Annotated in this window: 16 protein-coding genes; 8 read left to right on the forward strand and 8 right to left on the reverse strand. The window is 63.6% G+C overall.

Translation table 11 applies throughout. The annotated features are described in order from the left end of the window. Positions 1-12: 12 nt before the first annotated feature. Genes rpmH through argB form a run of 6 tightly spaced genes read left to right on the forward strand, consistent with a single transcriptional unit; the run spans position 13 to position 4,171 of the window. Entirely contained in the window at positions 13-147 is a 135-nt protein-coding gene (gene rpmH, locus KEC16_RS11590; protein WP_211549028.1) for a 50S ribosomal protein L34, read from the forward strand. Between the two features lie 11 nt (positions 148-158). After that, on the forward strand, positions 159-596 hold the full coding sequence (gene rnpA, locus KEC16_RS11595; protein ID WP_211549030.1) for a ribonuclease P protein component: 438 nt from the start codon (positions 159-161) through the stop codon (positions 594-596). Continuing rightward, on the forward strand, positions 593-871 hold the full coding sequence (gene yidD, locus KEC16_RS11600) for a membrane protein insertion efficiency factor YidD (protein WP_211549032.1): 279 nt from the start codon (positions 593-595) through the stop codon (positions 869-871). Before rnpA ends, yidD begins: the two co-directional genes overlap by 4 nt. Continuing rightward, on the forward strand, positions 868-2,595 hold the full coding sequence (yidC, locus tag KEC16_RS11605; protein WP_211549034.1) for a membrane protein insertase YidC: 1,728 nt from the start codon (positions 868-870) through the stop codon (positions 2,593-2,595). The genes yidD and yidC overlap by 4 nt, the downstream gene beginning before the upstream one ends. Beyond that, positions 2,559-3,254: a ribosome biogenesis GTP-binding protein YihA/YsxC gene (gene yihA, locus KEC16_RS11610; RefSeq protein ID WP_211549037.1), complete on the forward strand. Its 696-nt coding sequence runs from the start codon at positions 2,559-2,561 to the stop codon at positions 3,252-3,254. Before yidC ends, yihA begins: the two co-directional genes overlap by 37 nt. Further along, positions 3,251-4,171: an acetylglutamate kinase gene (gene argB, locus KEC16_RS11615; protein WP_211549039.1), complete on the forward strand. Its 921-nt coding sequence runs from the start codon at positions 3,251-3,253 to the stop codon at positions 4,169-4,171. Before yihA ends, argB begins: the two co-directional genes overlap by 4 nt. A 48-nt stretch (positions 4,172-4,219) precedes the next feature. Here the strand turns inward: argB and KEC16_RS11620 are convergent, their stop codons facing one another. From KEC16_RS11620 to hisN, 5 genes are read right to left on the reverse strand one after another with little or no spacing between them, the layout of a single operon-like run. Beyond that, the gene (locus KEC16_RS11620; RefSeq protein ID WP_211549041.1) at positions 4,220-5,833 is read right to left on the reverse strand and encodes an ABC transporter ATP-binding protein; all 1,614 of its coding nucleotides are present in this window, start codon (positions 5,831-5,833) and stop codon (positions 4,220-4,222) included. Next, a complete protein-coding gene (locus KEC16_RS11625; RefSeq protein ID WP_211549043.1) occupies positions 5,830-6,846 on the reverse strand; it encodes an ABC transporter permease in 1,017 nt (338 codons plus the stop codon). The genes KEC16_RS11620 and KEC16_RS11625 overlap by 4 nt, the downstream gene beginning before the upstream one ends. A gap of 3 nt (positions 6,847-6,849) precedes the next feature. After that, on the reverse strand, positions 6,850-7,938 hold the full coding sequence (locus KEC16_RS11630) for a microcin C ABC transporter permease YejB (RefSeq protein ID WP_211549045.1): 1,089 nt from the start codon (positions 7,936-7,938) through the stop codon (positions 6,850-6,852). Position 7,939: 1 nt separating this feature from the next. Next, a complete protein-coding gene (locus KEC16_RS11635; protein WP_211549047.1) occupies positions 7,940-9,730 on the reverse strand; it encodes an extracellular solute-binding protein in 1,791 nt (596 codons plus the stop codon). Next, entirely contained in the window at positions 9,727-10,503 is a 777-nt protein-coding gene (hisN, locus tag KEC16_RS11640) for a histidinol-phosphatase (protein WP_211549049.1), read from the reverse strand. Before hisN ends, KEC16_RS11635 begins: the two co-directional genes overlap by 4 nt. A gap of 133 nt (positions 10,504-10,636) precedes the next feature. Between hisN and KEC16_RS11645 the strand changes: the two genes are divergently transcribed. Further along, the gene (locus KEC16_RS11645) at positions 10,637-11,383 is read left to right on the forward strand and encodes a 3-deoxy-manno-octulosonate cytidylyltransferase (RefSeq protein WP_211549051.1); all 747 of its coding nucleotides are present in this window, start codon (positions 10,637-10,639) and stop codon (positions 11,381-11,383) included. Further along, the gene (locus tag KEC16_RS11650) at positions 11,380-12,249 is read left to right on the forward strand and encodes a prephenate dehydratase (RefSeq protein WP_211549053.1); all 870 of its coding nucleotides are present in this window, start codon (positions 11,380-11,382) and stop codon (positions 12,247-12,249) included. The genes KEC16_RS11645 and KEC16_RS11650 overlap by 4 nt, the downstream gene beginning before the upstream one ends. On the opposite strand, the gene KEC16_RS11655 is transcribed toward KEC16_RS11650, so the two are convergent. From KEC16_RS11655 to addA, 3 genes are all read right to left on the reverse strand, one after another. Further along, the gene (locus KEC16_RS11655) at positions 12,230-13,375 is read right to left on the reverse strand and encodes a patatin-like phospholipase family protein (RefSeq protein WP_211549055.1); all 1,146 of its coding nucleotides are present in this window, start codon (positions 13,373-13,375) and stop codon (positions 12,230-12,232) included. The two genes, KEC16_RS11650 and KEC16_RS11655, sit on opposite strands and share 20 nt — an antisense overlap. Before the next feature lie 92 nt (positions 13,376-13,467). Continuing rightward, entirely contained in the window at positions 13,468-14,088 is a 621-nt protein-coding gene (locus KEC16_RS11660; protein ID WP_211549057.1) for a TetR/AcrR family transcriptional regulator, read from the reverse strand. Positions 14,089-14,134: 46 nt separating this feature from the next. Next, on the reverse strand, positions 14,135-17,596 hold the full coding sequence (addA, locus tag KEC16_RS11665; RefSeq protein ID WP_211549059.1) for a double-strand break repair helicase AddA: 3,462 nt from the start codon (positions 17,594-17,596) through the stop codon (positions 14,135-14,137). Between the last annotated feature and the right edge of the window lie 2 nt (positions 17,597-17,598).

Raw genomic sequence — 17,598 nt, forward strand, 5'->3', positions numbered from 1 at the left:
GGAGTTACCGACGTGAAGCGCACTTATCAGCCGAGCAAGCTCGTCCGCGCCCGCCGCCACGGCTTCCGCGCGCGCATGGCCACCGTTGGCGGCCGTAAGGTCATCACCAACCGTCGCCGTCAGGGCCGCAAGCGCCTGTCGGCTTAAGCCCGAAGGCCATGCCTGTTTCACTGGCTCGTTTGAAAAAGCGCCCGGATTTCCTCCGGGTTGCTGGCCAGCGTAAGAAATGGGCGGCCCCTGGCTTGATTCTGCAAGTGGCGCCGCTGCCTGCCTCGCAGCCGGATGCGCCCGCACCAAAAGCCGATGCGATACGCATCGGCTTTACGTGTTCCAAGAAGGTCGGAAATTCCGTCGCCCGCAATCGCGCCAGACGGCGCTTAAAGGCGGCGGTGGACGAGATTTTTCCCGATTACGCCCGCGCCGGATTGGACTATGTGGTCATCGGTCGGCGCGAAACAATCGACCGAGATTATTCTCTTCTCTTGCAGGATCTGCGAACCGCGCTAAAACGTGTCGGTGCGTCGCCGCCAAAAGACGAATCCCGTGGGGAAGAGTCCCAGGCGGCGCCGATCAACGGGGAGAGGCCGAGCCCATGAGTCCGCTGGCCTGGGTGCTGACCGGACTGGTGCGCGCCTACCAGCTGCTGATCTCGCCGGTTCTGCCGCCGAGTTGCCGCTTTACCCCATCGTGTTCCGCCTATGCCGTCGAGGCCTTGGCGAAGCACGGGGCGGTTAGGGGCTTGTGGTTGGCGGTGACGCGGGTATCTCGGTGTCATCCCTGGAACGATGGGGGCTATGATCCAGTCCCCGAACCGAAGTGCAAGGCCTGTGCCGGCAATCCGCCGTCCCAGCCCCCGGATAGGACGTCATGAACGAACAGCGCAACCTGTTTCTCGCTATCGCCCTCTCGGTCCTGATCCTGTTCGGGTTCCAGTGGTTGTTCCCCTCGAAGAAGCCGGCGCCGGAAAGCGTGCCGACGGTCGCCTCTGGCGCGCCGCCGGTGCCCGCCGCGGCCGGCGATGCCGCCGTGCCGGTGCCGCAGCAAAGCGCGGCGGTGATCGCCGCCAAAAGCCGCGTCGACGCCTTGAACTCGGCGCAACGGATCCGCATCAACACCCCGACCCTGCATGGGTCGTTGTCGCTGACCGGGGCCAAGCTGGACGATCTGACCCTGGCCGGCTATCGCGAAACGCCCGATCCCAATTCCAAGGAAATCGAGCTGTTGTCGCCGGCCGGTTCGGCCAATCCCTATCACGCAGAATTCGGCTGGGTTCCCGCCGATGCCGGGGTCAAGGCGCCGGGCGCCGACACCATCTGGAACGTGACCTTGGGCGGCGAGTTGAGCCCGAGCTCGGAAGTGGTGCTCAATTGGGATAATGGCGAGGGATTGCGCTTCGTCCGCACCATCAGCGTCGACGAGAACTATATGTTCCAAGTGGCGCAGCGGGTGGAAAATTACGGCCCCAAGCCGGTAACCCTGCACCCCTATGCCCTGGTGTCACGCACCGGAACCCCGCATACGGCGGGCATGTACATCCTGCACGAAGGTCCGATCGGCGTGTTCGACGGCACCTTGAAGGAACATAAATACGCCGATCTGAAGAAGCTGGGCACCGAACGCAGCAAAAGCGTCGGCGGCTGGGTCGGCATCACCGACAAATATTGGCTGACCGCGCTGGTGCCGGATCAGAAGGCCGAGTTGACCGGTCGCTTCGTCTATCAGCAGGTCGATAATTCCGACCGCTATCAGGTGGATTTCACCGGCGCCGCCAAGGTGGTGCAGCCGGGGGCGTCGGACGAGGTCACCTTCCATCTGTTCGCGGGCGCCAAGCAATTGTCGCTGCTGGATGCCTATGCCGAAAAGTTCGGGATCGAGCGTTTCGATCTGGCCATTGATTTCGGCTGGTTCTATTTCCTGACCAAGCCGTTCTTCTATCTGCTCAAGATGATGCATACCGCCCTGGGCAATATGGGGCTGGCCATTCTGGCGCTGACCGTGCTGATCAAGGCGGTGATGTTCCCGCTGGCCAACAAGTCTTATGCCTCCATGAGCAAGATGAAGCTGTTGCAGCCGCAGGTCAAAGCGCTGCAAGAACGCTTTGGTGACGACAAGATGCGCCTGCAACAGGAGATGATGGCCCTTTACAAGAAGGAAAAGGTCAATCCGGTTTCCGGCTGCCTGCCCATCCTGATCCAGATTCCGGTGTTCTTCGCCCTCTATAAGGTGTTGTTCGTCACCATCGAAATGCGCCATGCGCCGTTCTATGGCTGGATTCACGATCTGTCCGCGCAAGACCCGACCACCGTCTTCAACCTGTTCGGTCTGATCCCCTGGGACCCGGCCTTGTATCTGCCGGCCTTCCTGCATATCGGCGTCTGGCCGCTGGTGATGGGCGTGACCATGTGGTTGCAGCAAAAGCTGAATCCGCAGCCGGCCGACCCCATTCAGGCCAAGATGATGATGTTCCTGCCCATCGTTTTCACCTTCATGCTCGGTCAGTTCGCTGCTGGTCTGGTGATCTATTGGGCGTGGTCGAACACCCTGTCGATCGCCCAACAATGGGTGATCATGCGTCGCTACGGGGTCAAGCCCTGAGCGCCGGGGCCGTTACCGACGCGGCGGCTGGCCTGATTGAGGCCGGCCGTCTGCTGTTCGCCCGCGACATCACCTTCATGCGCGGTGCTGTCGATCTGGAAACACTGCCGCCCTTCGGTCTGCCGGAACTGGCCTTTGCCGGACGCTCCAATGTCGGCAAAAGCTCGTTGATCAACGCGTTGTGCGGACGCTCGACGGTGGCGCGGACCTCGAACACGCCGGGCCGGACCCAGGAGTTGAACTTTTTCGACGTCAACAGCCGCCTGATCCTGGTTGACATGCCCGGTTACGGTTTCGCCAGCGCGCCGAAAGACAAGGTCGATGCCTGGACCCGATTGATCAAGGGTTTCCTGCGCGGCCGTCCGACCTTGCGCCGTTGTATCTTGCTGGTCGATTCGCGCCACGGGATCAAGGATAACGACCGCGAGATGATGGACATGCTGGACAAGGCGGCGGTGGTCTATCAGGTGGTGCTGACCAAGATCGATAAGTTGAACCTGGCCGAAATCGAGGCGGTGCGCGAACGCACCCTGGCCGAGATTTCCAAGCGCGTCGCCGCCTATCCCCATCTGATTTTGACCAGCTCGGAAAAAGGCGTCGGCATCCCCGAGCTGCGGGCTGAAATCCTTCAATTGGCCAACCCGGAGACGGCACCATGACCACGCCCGAGACTCCCGATATCCTGCAAGACCGCGCCGCTTGGCTGGAACGGGCCAAGACCTTGTCGGAATCGCTGCCGTTCATGCGGCAGTATTCGGACGAGACGGTGGTCATCAAGTTCGGCGGCCACGCCATGGAATCCAATGATCTGGCCCGTCTGTTCGCCCGCGACATCGTGTTGCTGAAGCAGGTCGGCGTCAATCCGGTGGTGGTTCATGGCGGCGGTCCGCAGATTGACCAGATGCTCAAGCGTCTGGATATCCAGACCCCGCGTGTCGATGGCCTGCGCTTCACCGACGAAGCCACCGTCGAGGTGGTGGAAATGATCTTGTCGGGCAAGATCAACAAGCAGATCGTTTCCGCCATCAACGAAGCCGGCGGGTTCGCCGTCGGCCTGTCGGGCAAGGACGGCCATCTGATCCGCGCCCGCAAGCTGCGTCGGACCAAGAAGGACCCGGATTCCAATATCGAAAAGATCTTGGATTTGGGCTTCGTCGGCGAGCCGACCGAGATCACCCCGCATATTCTTGACGTGTTCCAGCAGACCGACGTGATCCCGGTGATCGCCCCGGTCGGCATGGGTAATGCCGGCGAGACGTTCAACATCAACGCCGACACCGCCGCCGGCGCCATCGCCGCCGCCACCGGCGCGCGCCGGATGATCATGCTGACGGATGTGGCCGGCGTGCTGGATAAATCGGGAAATCTGATCCCGGAAATGACCGCGTCGCAGGTCTCGGGCTATATCGCCGACGGCACCATCTCGGGGGGCATGATTCCCAAGGTGGAAACCTGTCTTGAAGCGGTGAACCAGGGCGTCGAGGCGGCGGTCATCCTGGATGGCCGGGTGCCGCATGCGGTGCTGCTGGAATTGTTCACCCCCCATGGCGTCGGCACCCTGATCAAGGGTGATTGAGGATAGCCGGTCTTATGCGGCGGCGGCGGGGCCAAACGACCGCCGCCCTCAGCCTTCGATGGCTTCCATCCGGAACGCCGCCGCCATCAGCGCCTTGGTATAGCTTTGCTGCGGATTGGTGAAGATGGTTTCGGCGGCGCCGTGTTCAACCACACGACCGTCTTTCATCACCATCACCTCGTCGGCCAGGGCACGAACCACGCGCAAATCGTGACTGATGAACAGATAGGCGATGCGGTGGCGGCTTTGGATGTCGCGCAGCAAATCGACGATCTGCGCCTGAACCGAGACGTCCAGGGCGCTGGTCGGTTCGTCCAGCACGATCAGTTGCGGCTTGAGCACCAAGGCGCGGGCGATGGCGATGCGTTGGCGCTGACCGCCGGAAAATTCGTGCGGATAACGTTCTTGGGTGTCAGGGTCCAGGCCGACCTCGCGCAGGGAATCGGCGATCAGGGCGCGGCGTTCATTGGCGCTGGCGCCGATCTTGTGGACCTCAAGCCCCTCGCCGATGATTTGGCCCACCGACAGCCGCGGCGACAGCGAGCCGTAAGGGTCCTGAAACACCATCTGCATGTGACGGCGGTGCGGGCGTAATTCCGCCGGGCTTAGGCTTTGGATCGGTTGACCGGCAAAATTGATCTCGCCATGCGATTCCAACAACCGCAACAGCGCCAGCCCCAGCGTCGTCTTGCCCGATCCCGATTCCCCCACCACCCCCAAGGTGTGGCCGCGCCGAATTGCGGCGGAGATGCCATCGACGGCCTTGATATGGCCGCTGGTGCGTCGCCACAATCCGCTTTTGATGGCGAACCAAACCTTGAGATCGGTGCATTCCATCACGATCGGGGCATCGGCGGCGGCATTGACCGGCTTGCCCTTTGGCTCGGCCGCCAGCAGCTTTTGCGTATAGGGATGGGCGGGGCGGACGAAAATGTCTTCGGTCAGTCCGGCTTCGACCACCCGCCCCTGATGCATGACGCAGACATGGTCGGCCATCTTGCGGACGATCCCCAGATCATGGGTGATGAACAGCAGGGCCATGCCCAGGCGTCGTTGTAAATCCTTCAGCAATTTCAGGATCTGGGCCTGGATGGTCACATCCAGCGCCGTGGTCGGTTCGTCGGCGATCAGAATGTCGGGCTCGTTGGCCAGGGCCATGGCGATCATCACCCGCTGACGCTGGCCGCCCGACAATTCATGCGGCAAGGCATCCAGGCGCTTTTCCGGTTGCGGAATGCCGACCAGCCTCAGCAGTTCCAGCACGCGGTCACGCTTGGCGGCGCCGCGTAAGCCTTTGTGGATTTCCAGCACCTCGCCCACCTGGGTGGCGATGGAATGCAGCGGGTTCAAGGACGTCATCGGCTCTTGGAAGACCATGGCGATGCGGTTGCCGCGCACGGCGCGCAAGGCTGGTTCCGGCGCCCCCAGCAATTCCTGGCCGTCCAGCACGATGTGGCCCGAAGGGTGATGGGCATGGGGATAGGGCAGCAATTGCAAGATGGACAAGGCGGTAACCGACTTGCCCGAGCCCGATTCGCCGACCAGCGCCAGGGTGTGGCCGCGATCCAGGGTAAAGCTGACGCCCTTGACCGCATCGACCCGGTCGGGGCCGTGCCCGAAGCTGACGGCAAGATTGTCCACGGACAGCAAGATATCGGTCATGCGTTCTTCCTGGGGTCAAAGGCATCGCGCACCGCCTCGCCGACGAAGATCAGCAAGGACAGCAACGCCGCCACCACGATGAAACCGGTCACCCCCAGCCAGGGGGCGTGCAGATTGGCCTTGCCCTGGGCCAGCAACTCCCCCAGGGACGGCGAGCCGGGCGGCAAGCCAAGGCCAAGGAAATCCAGGGCGGTCAGCGAGACGATGGAGCCGTTCAAGATGAATGGCATGAAGGTCAAGGTCGCGACCATGGCGTTGGGCAGCACATGACGGATCATGATGCGGCCGTCATCCATGCCCAGCGCCTTGGCGGCGCGGACATAATCGAAATTGCGGGCGCGCAGGAATTCGGCGCGGACGACACCGACCAACGAGGTCCAGGAAAACAGCACCAGCACCGCCAGCAAGGTCCAAAATCCCGGCGCGATCATCGAGGCGACGATGATCAGGATCAAGAGTTGCGGCAACCCGCCCCAAATTTCCAAGAAACGCTGGCCGACCATGTCGATCTTGCCGCCGAAATAGCCCTGCACGGCGCCGGCGCCGATGCCGATCACCGTGCTGACCACGGTCAGCGACAGGCCGAACAGCAAGGACAGCCGCAGGCCATAGATCAGCCGGGCGAGAACGTCGCGGCCCTGGTCATCGGTGCCCAACAGATTTTCGCCATCGGGCGGCGCCGGGTGCGGGCGGATGCGGTCGTAATTGATGGTGTCGTCGGCGAAGCGGATGACCGGCCACAGCGCCCAGCCCTTTTCGGCGATCTTGGCGGCGACATAGGGGTCGCGGTATTCGGCCCAGGTCTTGAAATCGCCGCCGAAGGTGGTTTCCGGGTAATTGCGGAGGATGGGGAAATACCATGCGTCGTCATAGCGGACGACGATGGGGCGGTCGTTGGCGACCAACTCGGCCGCCAAGGTGATGGCGAACAGCGCCAGGAAGATCCACAACGAAACCCAGCCGCGGCGATTGCGGCGAAAGGCGTCCAGGCGGCGGCGGGCAAGCGGAGTCATGGCTCAGACCTTGCGGCTGGAAAAGTCGATGCGCGGATCGACATAGTGATAGGTCAGGTCGCTGATCAGGTTCAGCACCAGCCCCAGCAGGCTGAACATGTAAAGGGTGCCGAACATCACCGGGTAATCGCGGTTGGTGACCGCCTCGAAGCCCAACAGGCCGATGCCGTCCAGGGAAAAGATGATCTCGACCAGGATGCTGCCGGCGAACAAGATGCCGACCAGGGCGGCGGGAAAGCCGGCGATGACCAGCAGCATGGCGTTCCTGAACACGTGGCGGTACAGCACCTGAGTGTCGCTAAGCCCCTTGGCGCGGGCGGTGATGACGTATTGCTTGCCGATTTCTTCCAGGAACGAGTTCTTGGTCAGCATCACCAGACTGGCGAAGCCGCCGATCACCAAGGCGGTGACCGGCAGGGTCAGATGCCACAGATAATCCATCGCCTTGCCGGCCCAGGACAGGGATTGGAAATCCACCGAGGTCAGGCCGCGCAGCGGAAACCACGCCAGATACCGACCGCCGGCAAAGACGACGATGAGCAAGATGGCGAACAAAAAACCGGGCACGGCATAGCCGATGATCACCGCCCACGAGGTGGCGATATCGAAACCGGAGCCGTCGCGGCGGGCCTTGGCGATGCCCAGCGGGATGGACACCAGATAGATGATCAAGGTGCTCCACAATCCCAGCGAGATGGAGACCGGCATCTTTTCCAAGATCAGGTCGATGACCGAAACATCGCGGTAAAAGCTTTTGCCGAAATCAAAGCGCAGGTAATTGCCGATCATGGTGATAAAGCGTTCATGCGCCGGCTTGTCGAAGCCGAATTGCTTTTCGATTTCGGCGATGAATTTGGGGTCCAGGCCTTGGGCGCCGCGATAGGCCCCCGATTGCTGGCGCACCGCTTGAACCTCGCCGCCGCCGGCGCCGCTGATGCGTTGGGTGGTGGACCCGGCTTGACCTTCGATCCGGGCGATCAATTGTTCGACCGGGCCGCCGGGGGCCATCTGGGCGATGGCGAAATTGATCAGCATGATCCCCAGCAGGGTCAGCGGCATCAGCAGCAGGCGGCGAAGCGCGTAAGCCAGCATGTTATTTCACCTCCGCGCTTTTGGCCCACAGGGCGAACATTTGCCAGCCTTGCAGGGGGATGGTGTCGGGTTGGCCGAACTTGTCCCACAGGGCGACGCGGATCACCGGCGAATGCCATTGCGGGATGACATACCAGTTCCACAGCAAGACCCGATCCAGGGCGCGGGTCGCCGCCACCAAGGCGACGCGGTCGGGGGCGGCGATGACCTTGTCGACCAAGGCGTCCACCGCCGGGTTGCGGATGCCGCCCATATTGCGGCTGCCCGGCTGGTCGGCGGCATCGCTGGTCCAGTACATGCTTTGCTCGTTGCCCGGCGACAGCGACTGGCCCCAGACCTGGACGATCATGTCGAAGTCAAAGGCGCGCACCCGGTTGACGTATTGGGTGGGATCGACGGTGCGGACGGTGGCGTCGATGCCCAGGCGTTTCAGATTGTGGGCAAACGGCAGGGAAACCCGTTCGAAGGCCGGCGAACTGAGCAGGATTTCAAAGCGGAATTGCTGGCCGTCGGCATTGACCAGCCGGCCATCGACCACCTGCCAGCCGGCTTGTTCCAACAAGGCCATGGCCCGGCGTAAATTGGGGCGGTTGCCCAAATCCGGGTCGGTGACCGGGCTTTCGTATGCGCGGGTGAACACAGACGGCGGCACTTGCGCCCGCAAAGGTTCCAGCAATTTCAGTTCCGCGGCGTCGGGCAGACCCTTGCCGGCCAGTTCGGAATTGTCGAAATAGGAATTGGTGCGGGTGTACTGGCCATAAAACAGGTTGCGGTTGGTCCATTCGAAATCAAAGGCCTGGGCCAACGCTTCGCGCACCCGTATATCGGTGAACAGGGGGCGGCGCAGATTGAAGACATATCCCTGCATGCCCGAGGGCAGGTTGTGGCGGAATTCCCGCAGCACCGCGCCGCCATTTTTCACCGCGTCCCAATTGGCGTAACCGGTGGCCCATTTTTTCGCTTCATTTTCCAGCCGCAGATCGTATTCGCCGGCTTTCAGCGCTTCCAACGCGACGGTGCCGTCGCGATAGACGTCATAGCGGATGGTGTCGAAATTATAGCGGCCTTTTTGCGTCGGCAGATCCTTGGCCCAGTAATCCTTGACCCGTTCATAGGTGATGAAGCGACCGGGTTCGAAGGCGGCGATGCGATAGGGGCCGCTGCCCAGGGGCGGCGTCAATGTGGTTTCGTCAAAGGCTTTGTCTTGCCAGTAATGCTTGGGCAGCACCGGCAATTGCCCCAAGATCAGCGGGAGCTCGCGGTTGTCGCCGGGCTTGAAGGTGAATTTGACCCGCCGCTCGCCCAGCTTTTCCACCCGGTCCACCCCGGCGTAATAAAAGCGGTAATGGGGCGCGCCCTTGGTCCGCAAGATATCAAGGGAAAAGATCACGTCGTCGGCGGTGATCGGCTGGCCGTCGTGCCAGCGCGCCTGCGGGCGCACGGTAAAGATCACCCACGAACGGTCCGGCGGCGTTTCCACCGTCTCGGCGATCAATCCGTATTCGGAAAAAGGTTCGTCGGCGGCGGATTCCATCAAGGTGTCGAATGGCAGGGAAACGCCATCGGGGCTTTGCCCCTTGGGGATGAACGGGTTGAGCGAATCGAACGGCCCCTGATCGGCCAGCCGCAGGATGCCGCCCTTGGGGGCGGCAGGATTGACGTAATCGAAATGGGTGAAATCGGCGGGATATTTCAGCCCGCCATGCATGGCCAGCCCGTGCTGGGGGGCCGCCAGGACAGCGCTGAAGGGGGCGGCCAGCAGCAGCAGGCAAACGGCGAAAACCTGCCTCATCCGCGCAAAACCGCAAGGGCTTGCGCATGCAAGCGGGCATCGCCGGCGGCGCAGATGGTGCCGGGGGAATGCAGGGTGACGGGCTCGCCCCGCCAATCGCTGACCGTGCCGCCGGCATTTTCGATCACCGGGACCAGGGCGCAGTAATCATAGGGTTTCAGACCGGCCTCGGCGACCAGATCGACAAAGCCGGTGGCGATCAAGGCATAGGCATAACAATCACAGCCATAGCGCGCCAGCTTGACGGCGGCGGCGATGCGGTCCCAGCCCGGCCGGGTGGCGTCGTCGAAATATTCCGGCCCGGTGGTGTAGGCGTAAGCCTTGGCCAGCGCATCGCAGCCGCGCGTGCGCACCGGCTGACCGTTCAAGCTGGTGGGGTGACCTGATCCGCCGATCCAGCGCTCATTGGTGATCGCTTGATCAATAACCCCCAGGATGGGGACGCCGTTACGACACAGGGCGATCAGGGTGCCAAAGCTGGGCTTGCCGGTGATGAAGGCCTTGGTGCCGTCGATGGGGTCCAGCACCCAGACGTATTCGGCGTCGGTGTTGTGGCGGCCGTGTTCCTCGCCCAGGATGCCATGTTCGGGAAAGGCGGCCATGATCAGGCGGCGCATGGCGGTTTCCGCCTCGCGGTCGGCGATAGTCACCGGGCTGGCGTCGGCCTTGTCGTCGACATCGACCGGAGTGCGGAAATAGTGGCGGATGACCGGACGGGCGGCATCGGCCAGTTGGTGGGCCAGGGCGATGAATTCGGCGGGACAGGCGGTCATGGCGTTTCCTGGTCTGATCTGTGGCCGAAGTTTGGCTTGAAACCGTACTCAATGCCAGAGCCGATAAGACGGTTTCACCCTTGTTGCCGTCGTTATATGGTGGGATTCACATCTTTGTCGCCGGAGCCGGCCCATGTCCGCCTTGAACCCCATCGTCATCATTCCCGCCCGCTTGCCCGCTTCTCGCCTGCCCAACAAGCCGCTGGCCGATATTCACGGCGCGCCGATGATCGTGCATGTGTGGCGTCGGGCGGTGGCCGCCGGCATTGGGCCGGTGGTCGTCGCTGCCGCCGATGCCGCGATCGCCGAGGCGGTGATCGCCCATGGCGGCACCGCCGTGCTGACCGACCCGGATCATCCGTCCGGCTCGGATCGGGTCTGGGAAGCTTTGGAAAAGGTCGATCCCGAACGCCAGTTCGGCGCCGTGGTCAACGTTCAAGGCGATTTGCCGACCATCGATCCGGCGATTATCCGCGCCGTGTTCGAGCCGCTGGCTCATCCCGGCGTCGATATCTCGACATTGGTGGCCGAAATCAGCGTCGAGGACGAGCGCACCAACCCCAACGTGGTCAAGGCGGTGGTCGGGTTCGCCGATCAATCCCGCATTGGGCGGGCGTTGTATTTCACCCGCGCCACCGCGCCATGGGGGGAAGGGCCGCATTACCATCACATCGGTCTGTACGGCTATCGCCGCGATGCCTTGCGCCGCTTCGTCGGCCTTCGGCAGGGCGTGCTGGAACAGCGGGAAAAGCTGGAACAATTGCGCGCCTTGGAAAACGGCATGCGGATCGACGCCGCCCTGGTTGACACTGTTCCGCTGGGTGTCGATACTCCCGCCGATCTTGACCGCGCCCGCGCCCTGTTGAAGCCGAATTCATGACCAAGCCCACCGAAGCCAACAATTCCATCGCCTTCCAGGGTCTGCCGGGGGCCTATTCGCACAAGGCTTGCGTCGCCGCCTTTCCGGCCATGGGCCCGTTGGCCTGTCCGACCTTCGAAGACGCCTTCTCCGCCGTGCGCGAAGGCCGCGCCCGCTATGCGATGATCCCCATCGACAACACCCTGGCGGGCCGGGTGGCCGACGTGCACCACCTGTTGCCTTATTCCGGCCTGCACATCGTCGGCGAGCATTTCGAACGGATCAACCATCACCTGCTGGCGCCCAGGGGGGCGACGCTTGAATCCATCAAGACGGTGGAAAGCCACGTCCATGCCTTGGGCCAGTGCCGCAATCTGATTAGGCGGCTTGGGTTGACGGTGATCGTCGGCGCCGATACCGCCGGGGCGGCGGCCGAGTTGGCCAAGTCGGGCGATCTGACCAAGGCGGCCATCGCCTCGGAACTGGCCGCCGAGATTTACGGGCTGCAATCCTTGCAGGCGAATATCGAGGACGCCGAGCACAACACCACCCGCTTCGTCGTGCTGGCGCGTGAAGCGGTGGAACCCAATCCGAATCAGACCAACGTCACCACCTTCGTCTTTCGCGTGCGCAATGTGCCTGCCGCCCTGTACAAGGCGCTGGGCGGTTTTGCCACCAATGGCGTCAACATCACCAAGCTGGAAAGCTATCTGGTCGGCGGCGGCTTCGTCGCGGCTCAGTTCTACATGGACGTCGAGGGCCATCCGGCCCAGCGCAACCTGCGCCTCGCCCTGGAGGAACTGGAATTCTTCAGCCACGAGGTGCGGATCTTGGGCGTCTATCCGGCTCATCCGGTGCGGGCGACCTTTACGGCGGCGGGGGAATAGCCGGCCATGGTTGCCGCGCCAGCCAGGATTGGGCGGCGCGGCGTCCCAGGTCGCGCAGATAGACCAGGAAATCCCATTCGGTGTTGAATTTGGTCGACGCGGCCAGACGATGGAATTCGTCGTCGGATTCGATCACATGCAGTTTCAATCGGCGATAGGTGGCTTGGTCGATCTCGCCCTGGTCGATCAGCGCGTTGATGCGGGCCAGACTTTCCAGATTGTGGTTCAGGCTGGCGTTGAAGGTGATTTCGTTGATGCGGCTGAAAATCTCACGGGCCGAGCGCGGGGTGCCGGGGCGGAACGGTGGATTGATCGGCACCACCACCAGATTGCCGGCCGAGCCGCATTTCAGCAGCGGCAGCAGCGGCGGATTGCTGGTATAGCCGCCATCCCAATAGGGAATGCCGTCGATTTCCACCGCTTGGAACAAGAACGGCAGGCACGCCGAGGCCATCACCCGGCGGGCGTCGATTTCAGCGGTGGTGAAGATGGTGGGGTGGCCGGTTTGCACATTGGTGGCCGCCACGTGCACGGCGATGCGGTCCTGGTCGCGCAGCGCCTGAAAGTCGATCAGCGAATCCAGCACTTCCTGCAACGGATTGAGCCCCAGCGGATTGGTCTGATAGGGTGAAACGAATTGGCGGGCCATATCCATGAATGCCAGCCAGGGGGAACGGTCCAGGCTCCAGCCGCCGTCCAGATGATCGAACCATGTGCGGCGGAACGGGCTGAGACGGCCGGCTTCGGCGATGCGCCGCCAGAAAGCGGCCAACAGCGCCTGAGCGCCGGGACGGCCGCCGGAGATCAGCCCCGAGGCCAATAGCACCGCGTTCATCGCCCCGGCCGAGGTGCCGGAAACGGCATCGAAGCGGATGGATGGTTCGTCGAGCAGACGGTCCAGCACCCCCCAGGTAAAGGCGCCGTGGGCTCCGCCGCCTTGCAGGGCGATGGCGACGACATGCTCGGTTTCGCTCAGCGGCAAGGGGGGCGGGGCGGCCAAGACGGGGATTGGCGAAAGCGGCGGCGGCGGCGCGTCGGTCCCGCGAATCCACTGCCCCAGCCGGCGGGCCAAGGTGGTGACCGAAGGTGGAACATCCCACGGAAATGTAAAGATGGGCGGCGACATGATGGCGGGGCCTTATGCTGCACTGCATCATAAAGGTCGGCCGGTCCGGGCCATCTGTCAAGGGATGCAAACGTGACGATGCAAAAAGGGGGTCAGGTTTTGGCGGCGCAGGCCTTCAACATCAGATCCACCGCCGCCGCGACCGTGGAATCGGGAGAAAAAATCGGGTTGGGCGGCAAATCGATCAGGGCGCGGTGAAAGCATTCGCCGCGCAGCGTGCCGACGAAGATGTCGACCACGCGGGGGGCGTCGTCATAGGTCAGCAAGCCGCGGGCCTTCATCTGTTCGAACAATTCCACCAGCCGGGTCTTGCCGCGCATGGGGCCGGCCTCGTACCAGATGCGGGCCAGTTCGGGATGACGCGGCGCTTCGGCGATGACCATGCGATAGATGCCCATGACCTGGGGGCTGAGGAACAGGGCCAGCAGCCGCTGGGCAATGGTGGTCAACAGCGTGCGGGCGTCGTTGCCCGGCGGCAGGCTCAGCGACGACAATCCTTCGGCCTGATCATCGCAGCGCCGGCAGATGATGGCGCTGAACAGGTCATCCTTGCTGTTGAAATGGGCATAAATGGTCGCCTTGGACACCCCGGCCCGGGATGCCACTTCATCGACACTGGTGCTGGTATAGCCGCTTTCCAGAAAACAGGCCTGGGCGGCGTCCAGCATGGCGGCACGCTTGGCGGCCGAGCGGGGGGTGAGGGGCTTTTCCATGTCCACAAACTAAACTACTCGGTTCAGTTTGTGAAGCCGTTCGCGTTTAGCCCACCATGGCGGCCAAGGCGTCGTCGAGCAAACCGGCATCAATCTCGCGCAAGGACGGGCCGTCGGTCCACACCAGGGCGCAGCGGATGCGGTGGTGCGGATAGATACAGGCCAGGGCCAGCCGATAGGCGGCCATCTGCCGCACATAGATGTCGGGAATACCATCATCGGCGGCGGGGGGATGGCGGTTGGTCTTGTAATCGACCACCAGCACCTCGGTCGCGGTGACCACCAGCCGGTCAACCTGACCCGAAAGGGCGCGGCGGTCGCCGATCAGGCCGACGATGGGAACCTCGGCCCGGCTGCCTGGCGCGAACAGCGGGGCGAAATTGGGATGATCCAAGATGTCGCTGACTTCGTTGGCCAGGGCCAAGGCGGTCGCGGTTTCCAATTGGCCATTGCCCTTAAGGAAACGAATGGCCGCTTGGGCTCGGCGGTCGCGCGGCAGTTCCGGCAGGATTTGCAGCAATTTATGGATCAGCTTGCCCCGGCGGAAACGGGCCAATCCATCGCTGCCGGCCAATGGCGACCGCACCGGCGGTTCCTCGCCCTCGGGCTTGGACGGCGCCAGCGGGCGCGGCGGCGCCGGTTCAGGCGGGGCGGCGCTGGCGGCCCAGAGCGGCAATTCGGTCAGAATTCGCGGTGTCTCGGCGACGGTCTCGGCTTCGACGGCGAGGTCTTGCCGGCAGCTGAGCCGCAACACGGTGGCGTCGTCGGTTTCGCCGGCCGCCGCCAGGAACGGGTCTTCCACCTCGGCCGCCTGGGGGGCAAGGCCGCTGCGGATCAGATTGTACCAGCATTCGGCCGGCGCTGCCCGCAGGGTCTCCCAGCCGCATACATACAGGCGGTCCTCGGCGCGGGTCATGGCGACATAGAGCAGGCGACGATATTCGCGTTCCCGCGCCAGCTTGGCGGCGTCGCGGGCGGTTTCGCAGGTTTCGTCGGCCAGTTCGGCCCGGGGCGGCCACAGCAGGATTTCGTCCTCGGGCGTTCCCGTCCACAGCAGGCGCGGACCCTTGGTCGGCATTTGCAAGGTATCGGGCAGGAAGACGATGGGGGCCTGCAATCCCTTCGAGCCATGCACGGTCATGATGCGGACGGCGTCGCGACCACCTTGTTCCAGGTCGCGCTTGATCTCGGTGCCGCCGCTTTCCAGCCAGCGCAAAAACCCTTGCAGCGACGGCGGATGGCCGCGCTCGAACGCCATGGCCAAGCCGATGAATTCGTCCAGCGGGTCTTCGGCTTCCGCCCCCAAGCGGGCCAACAGCGCCCGCTTGCCGCCCAGCTTGCCCAGCACATGGGCATAAAGGGCGAAGGGCGGCAGGCGATCGGCCAAGGCCAGCAGGCGCGACAGATAATCCTCGGCCCGGCCGAAAGCGCTATCGGTTCCGGCCTTGGCCTTCAGGGTTTCCCACAGATTGGCCTTGCCGCGATTCCAGGCCAGCTGGAACAACGCGTCTTCGCTGAGGCCGACCAGCGGACCTTTGAGCACGGTGGCCAGGGTCAAGTCATCTTCCGGCAGCAGCAGGAAATTGCCCAACGCCATCAGATCCATCACCGCCATCTGCTCGGTCAGCACCATGCGGTCGGCGCCGGCCACCGGGACTTTCAGTTCTTTTAAGGCGCGGACCAGATCCTCGACAAAGCCGCCGCGCCGGCGCACCAGAACCAGGACGTCGCCGGCCCGCACCGGGCGGTTCTGGCTGTCCAGGGTTTCGCTTTCGATCATGGCGGCAATGCGCCGGGCGATCAGCCGGGCCAACCGGGTGCGGGGCGAATCGCCGCGCAGCCGCTCGATCGGCGGCTTCCATGCCGCAATTTCATCGGCCGGGCGGGGCTTGACGGCGGGCCACACTTCCACCAATCCGGCCTGGCCCAGGCGAAAGGCCAGATGTTCGGGGTGCGGGTCGGCGCTGGTGACGCCGTCGCGGCCCGGTCCGGTTCCGGCGAAGACCGCATCGACGGCGTCCAGCACGGCGCGGGTCGAGCGGAACGACAGATTAAGCGGGATTTCCCGCCAGAGCTTGTCGGCGGCGGGCACATGAACGGCGAAGCGCTGGCGCATGTCGTCAAAGGCCTTGGGGTCGGCGCGTTGGAATGAATAGATGCTTTGCTTGATGTCGCCGACGGCAAACACCGTGCGCATTTGCTCCCGCGCCCCCAGGCCGGTAAAGAATTCCTCGGTCAGCGCCGCCACCACCGCCCATTGGTCGGGATTGGTGTCTTGGGCTTCGTCGATCAACACATGGTCGATGCCGCCATCCAGTTTGTACAGCACCCAAGGGGCGAATCCGGGCCGGCCCAGCAGATCGCGGGCGGCCAGGATCAAATCGTCGTAATCCATCAGGGCGCGGCCCTGTTTGCGTCGCTCATAGGCGATCAGCAGGGCGTGGCCCAGCCGCAGCAAGGCGCTGGTCGATTGGGCGATCTGCGCCGATTTCAGCCGGGCATTGACCCGGATCAGCCGTTCGGCCTCGGTGTTCAGCGCCGGTTCCAGCCAGGGATGGGCGTCGCGCAGGGCATTGGTGACCAGCTTGGTGCGGGTTTCGCCTTTGGCGGTCAGCACGCTGAGGCAATAATCGGAAAACCCCGCCTGGCGCCGGGCCGGATCGGCCAGCCATGCCGCCAGCCGGTTGCCCTTTTCCTGGTCGCTTTTGCCCCCGGCCAGCAAGATGGGCACCGCCTGACGCAAGGTTTCGGCGGCGCAGGCCTCCTCGGCGCAGGCGGCGGCCAAGATTGTTGACGCCGTCTCTCCCGCTTCCAGGCCCAATTTGCCGCGGGCGTCGGCGATGGTCGGCTCGACCCCGCCGTGACGGTCCAGCAGGCGTTTCAGGCGGCCGCGATCGCTGGCCAGTTCGGCCAGCAATTCTGGAAAGGCGGTTTCGTGGATGTGGCGGGTGATGTCGTCAAGGGCGGCGGCCAAGGTCGGGTCGGTGTCGCCGCGGGCGGCGATCAGCACCTCTTCCTTGGCATCTTCCAGCAATTCGCCGGCATCGCGGTCGTCCATGACCTGAAAGTGCGGAGCGATGGCGGCTTCCAGCGGAAAGCGGCGCAGCAGCGACTGGCAAAAGGCATGGATGGTTTCGATATGCATGCCGCCGGGAGCGTCCAGCACCAGGGCGAACAGCCGGCGGGCGCGGGTGGTTTCCGCCTCGGTGGCCGGCCGGCCCAGCAATTCGGCCAGGGCCTTGGCCAGAGGGGCATCGTCGGCGATGGCCCAACCGGCCAGTTTGCCGTTGATGCGGTTGCTCATCTCGGCCGCCGCCGCCTTGGTAAAGGTCAGGCACAGCAATTTATGGGGAGCATTGCCGGCCAGCAGCAGGTTGAGCACCCGGTCGGTCAGCACCTTGGTCTTGCCGGTGCCGGCCGACGCCGCCACCCACACCGAAGCGGCGGGATCGGCGGCTTCATGCTGTTTGCGCGTGGCATGGGCGATCAGCTCATGGATTGCGGTCATGC

This window comes from Magnetospirillum sulfuroxidans (assembly GCF_018224925.1).
Classification (GTDB): domain Bacteria; phylum Pseudomonadota; class Alphaproteobacteria; order Rhodospirillales; family Magnetospirillaceae; genus Magnetospirillum; species Magnetospirillum sulfuroxidans.

Bases quoted from the DNA above. Each gene is read 5' to 3' on its own strand.
- yidD (WP_211549032.1), top strand. From the start codon at position 593: ATGAGTCCGCTGGCCTGGGTGCTGACCGGACTGGTGCGCGCCTACCAG.
- addA (WP_211549059.1), bottom strand. From the start codon at position 17,596: ATGACCGCAATCCATGAGCTGATCGCCCATGCCACGCGCAAACAGCAT.
- KEC16_RS11655 (WP_211549055.1), bottom strand. From the start codon at position 13,375: ATGTCGCCGCCCATCTTTACATTTCCGTGGGATGTTCCACCTTCGGTC.
- rnpA (WP_211549030.1), top strand. From the start codon at position 159: ATGCCTGTTTCACTGGCTCGTTTGAAAAAGCGCCCGGATTTCCTCCGG.
- KEC16_RS11620 (WP_211549041.1), bottom strand. From the start codon at position 5,833: ATGACCGATATCTTGCTGTCCGTGGACAATCTTGCCGTCAGCTTCGGG.
- KEC16_RS11660 (WP_211549057.1), bottom strand. From the start codon at position 14,088: ATGGAAAAGCCCCTCACCCCCCGCTCGGCCGCCAAGCGTGCCGCCATG.
- KEC16_RS11645 (WP_211549051.1), top strand. From the start codon at position 10,637: ATGTCCGCCTTGAACCCCATCGTCATCATTCCCGCCCGCTTGCCCGCT.
- KEC16_RS11630 (WP_211549045.1), bottom strand. From the start codon at position 7,938: ATGCTGGCTTACGCGCTTCGCCGCCTGCTGCTGATGCCGCTGACCCTG.
- yidC (WP_211549034.1), top strand. From the start codon at position 868: ATGAACGAACAGCGCAACCTGTTTCTCGCTATCGCCCTCTCGGTCCTG.
- KEC16_RS11650 (WP_211549053.1), top strand. From the start codon at position 11,380: ATGACCAAGCCCACCGAAGCCAACAATTCCATCGCCTTCCAGGGTCTG.
- argB (WP_211549039.1), top strand. From the start codon at position 3,251: ATGACCACGCCCGAGACTCCCGATATCCTGCAAGACCGCGCCGCTTGG.
- KEC16_RS11635 (WP_211549047.1), bottom strand. From the start codon at position 9,730: ATGAGGCAGGTTTTCGCCGTTTGCCTGCTGCTGCTGGCCGCCCCCTTC.
- KEC16_RS11625 (WP_211549043.1), bottom strand. From the start codon at position 6,846: ATGACTCCGCTTGCCCGCCGCCGCCTGGACGCCTTTCGCCGCAATCGC.
- yihA (WP_211549037.1), top strand. From the start codon at position 2,559: ATGGGTGATCATGCGTCGCTACGGGGTCAAGCCCTGAGCGCCGGGGCC.
- hisN (WP_211549049.1), bottom strand. From the start codon at position 10,503: ATGACCGCCTGTCCCGCCGAATTCATCGCCCTGGCCCACCAACTGGCC.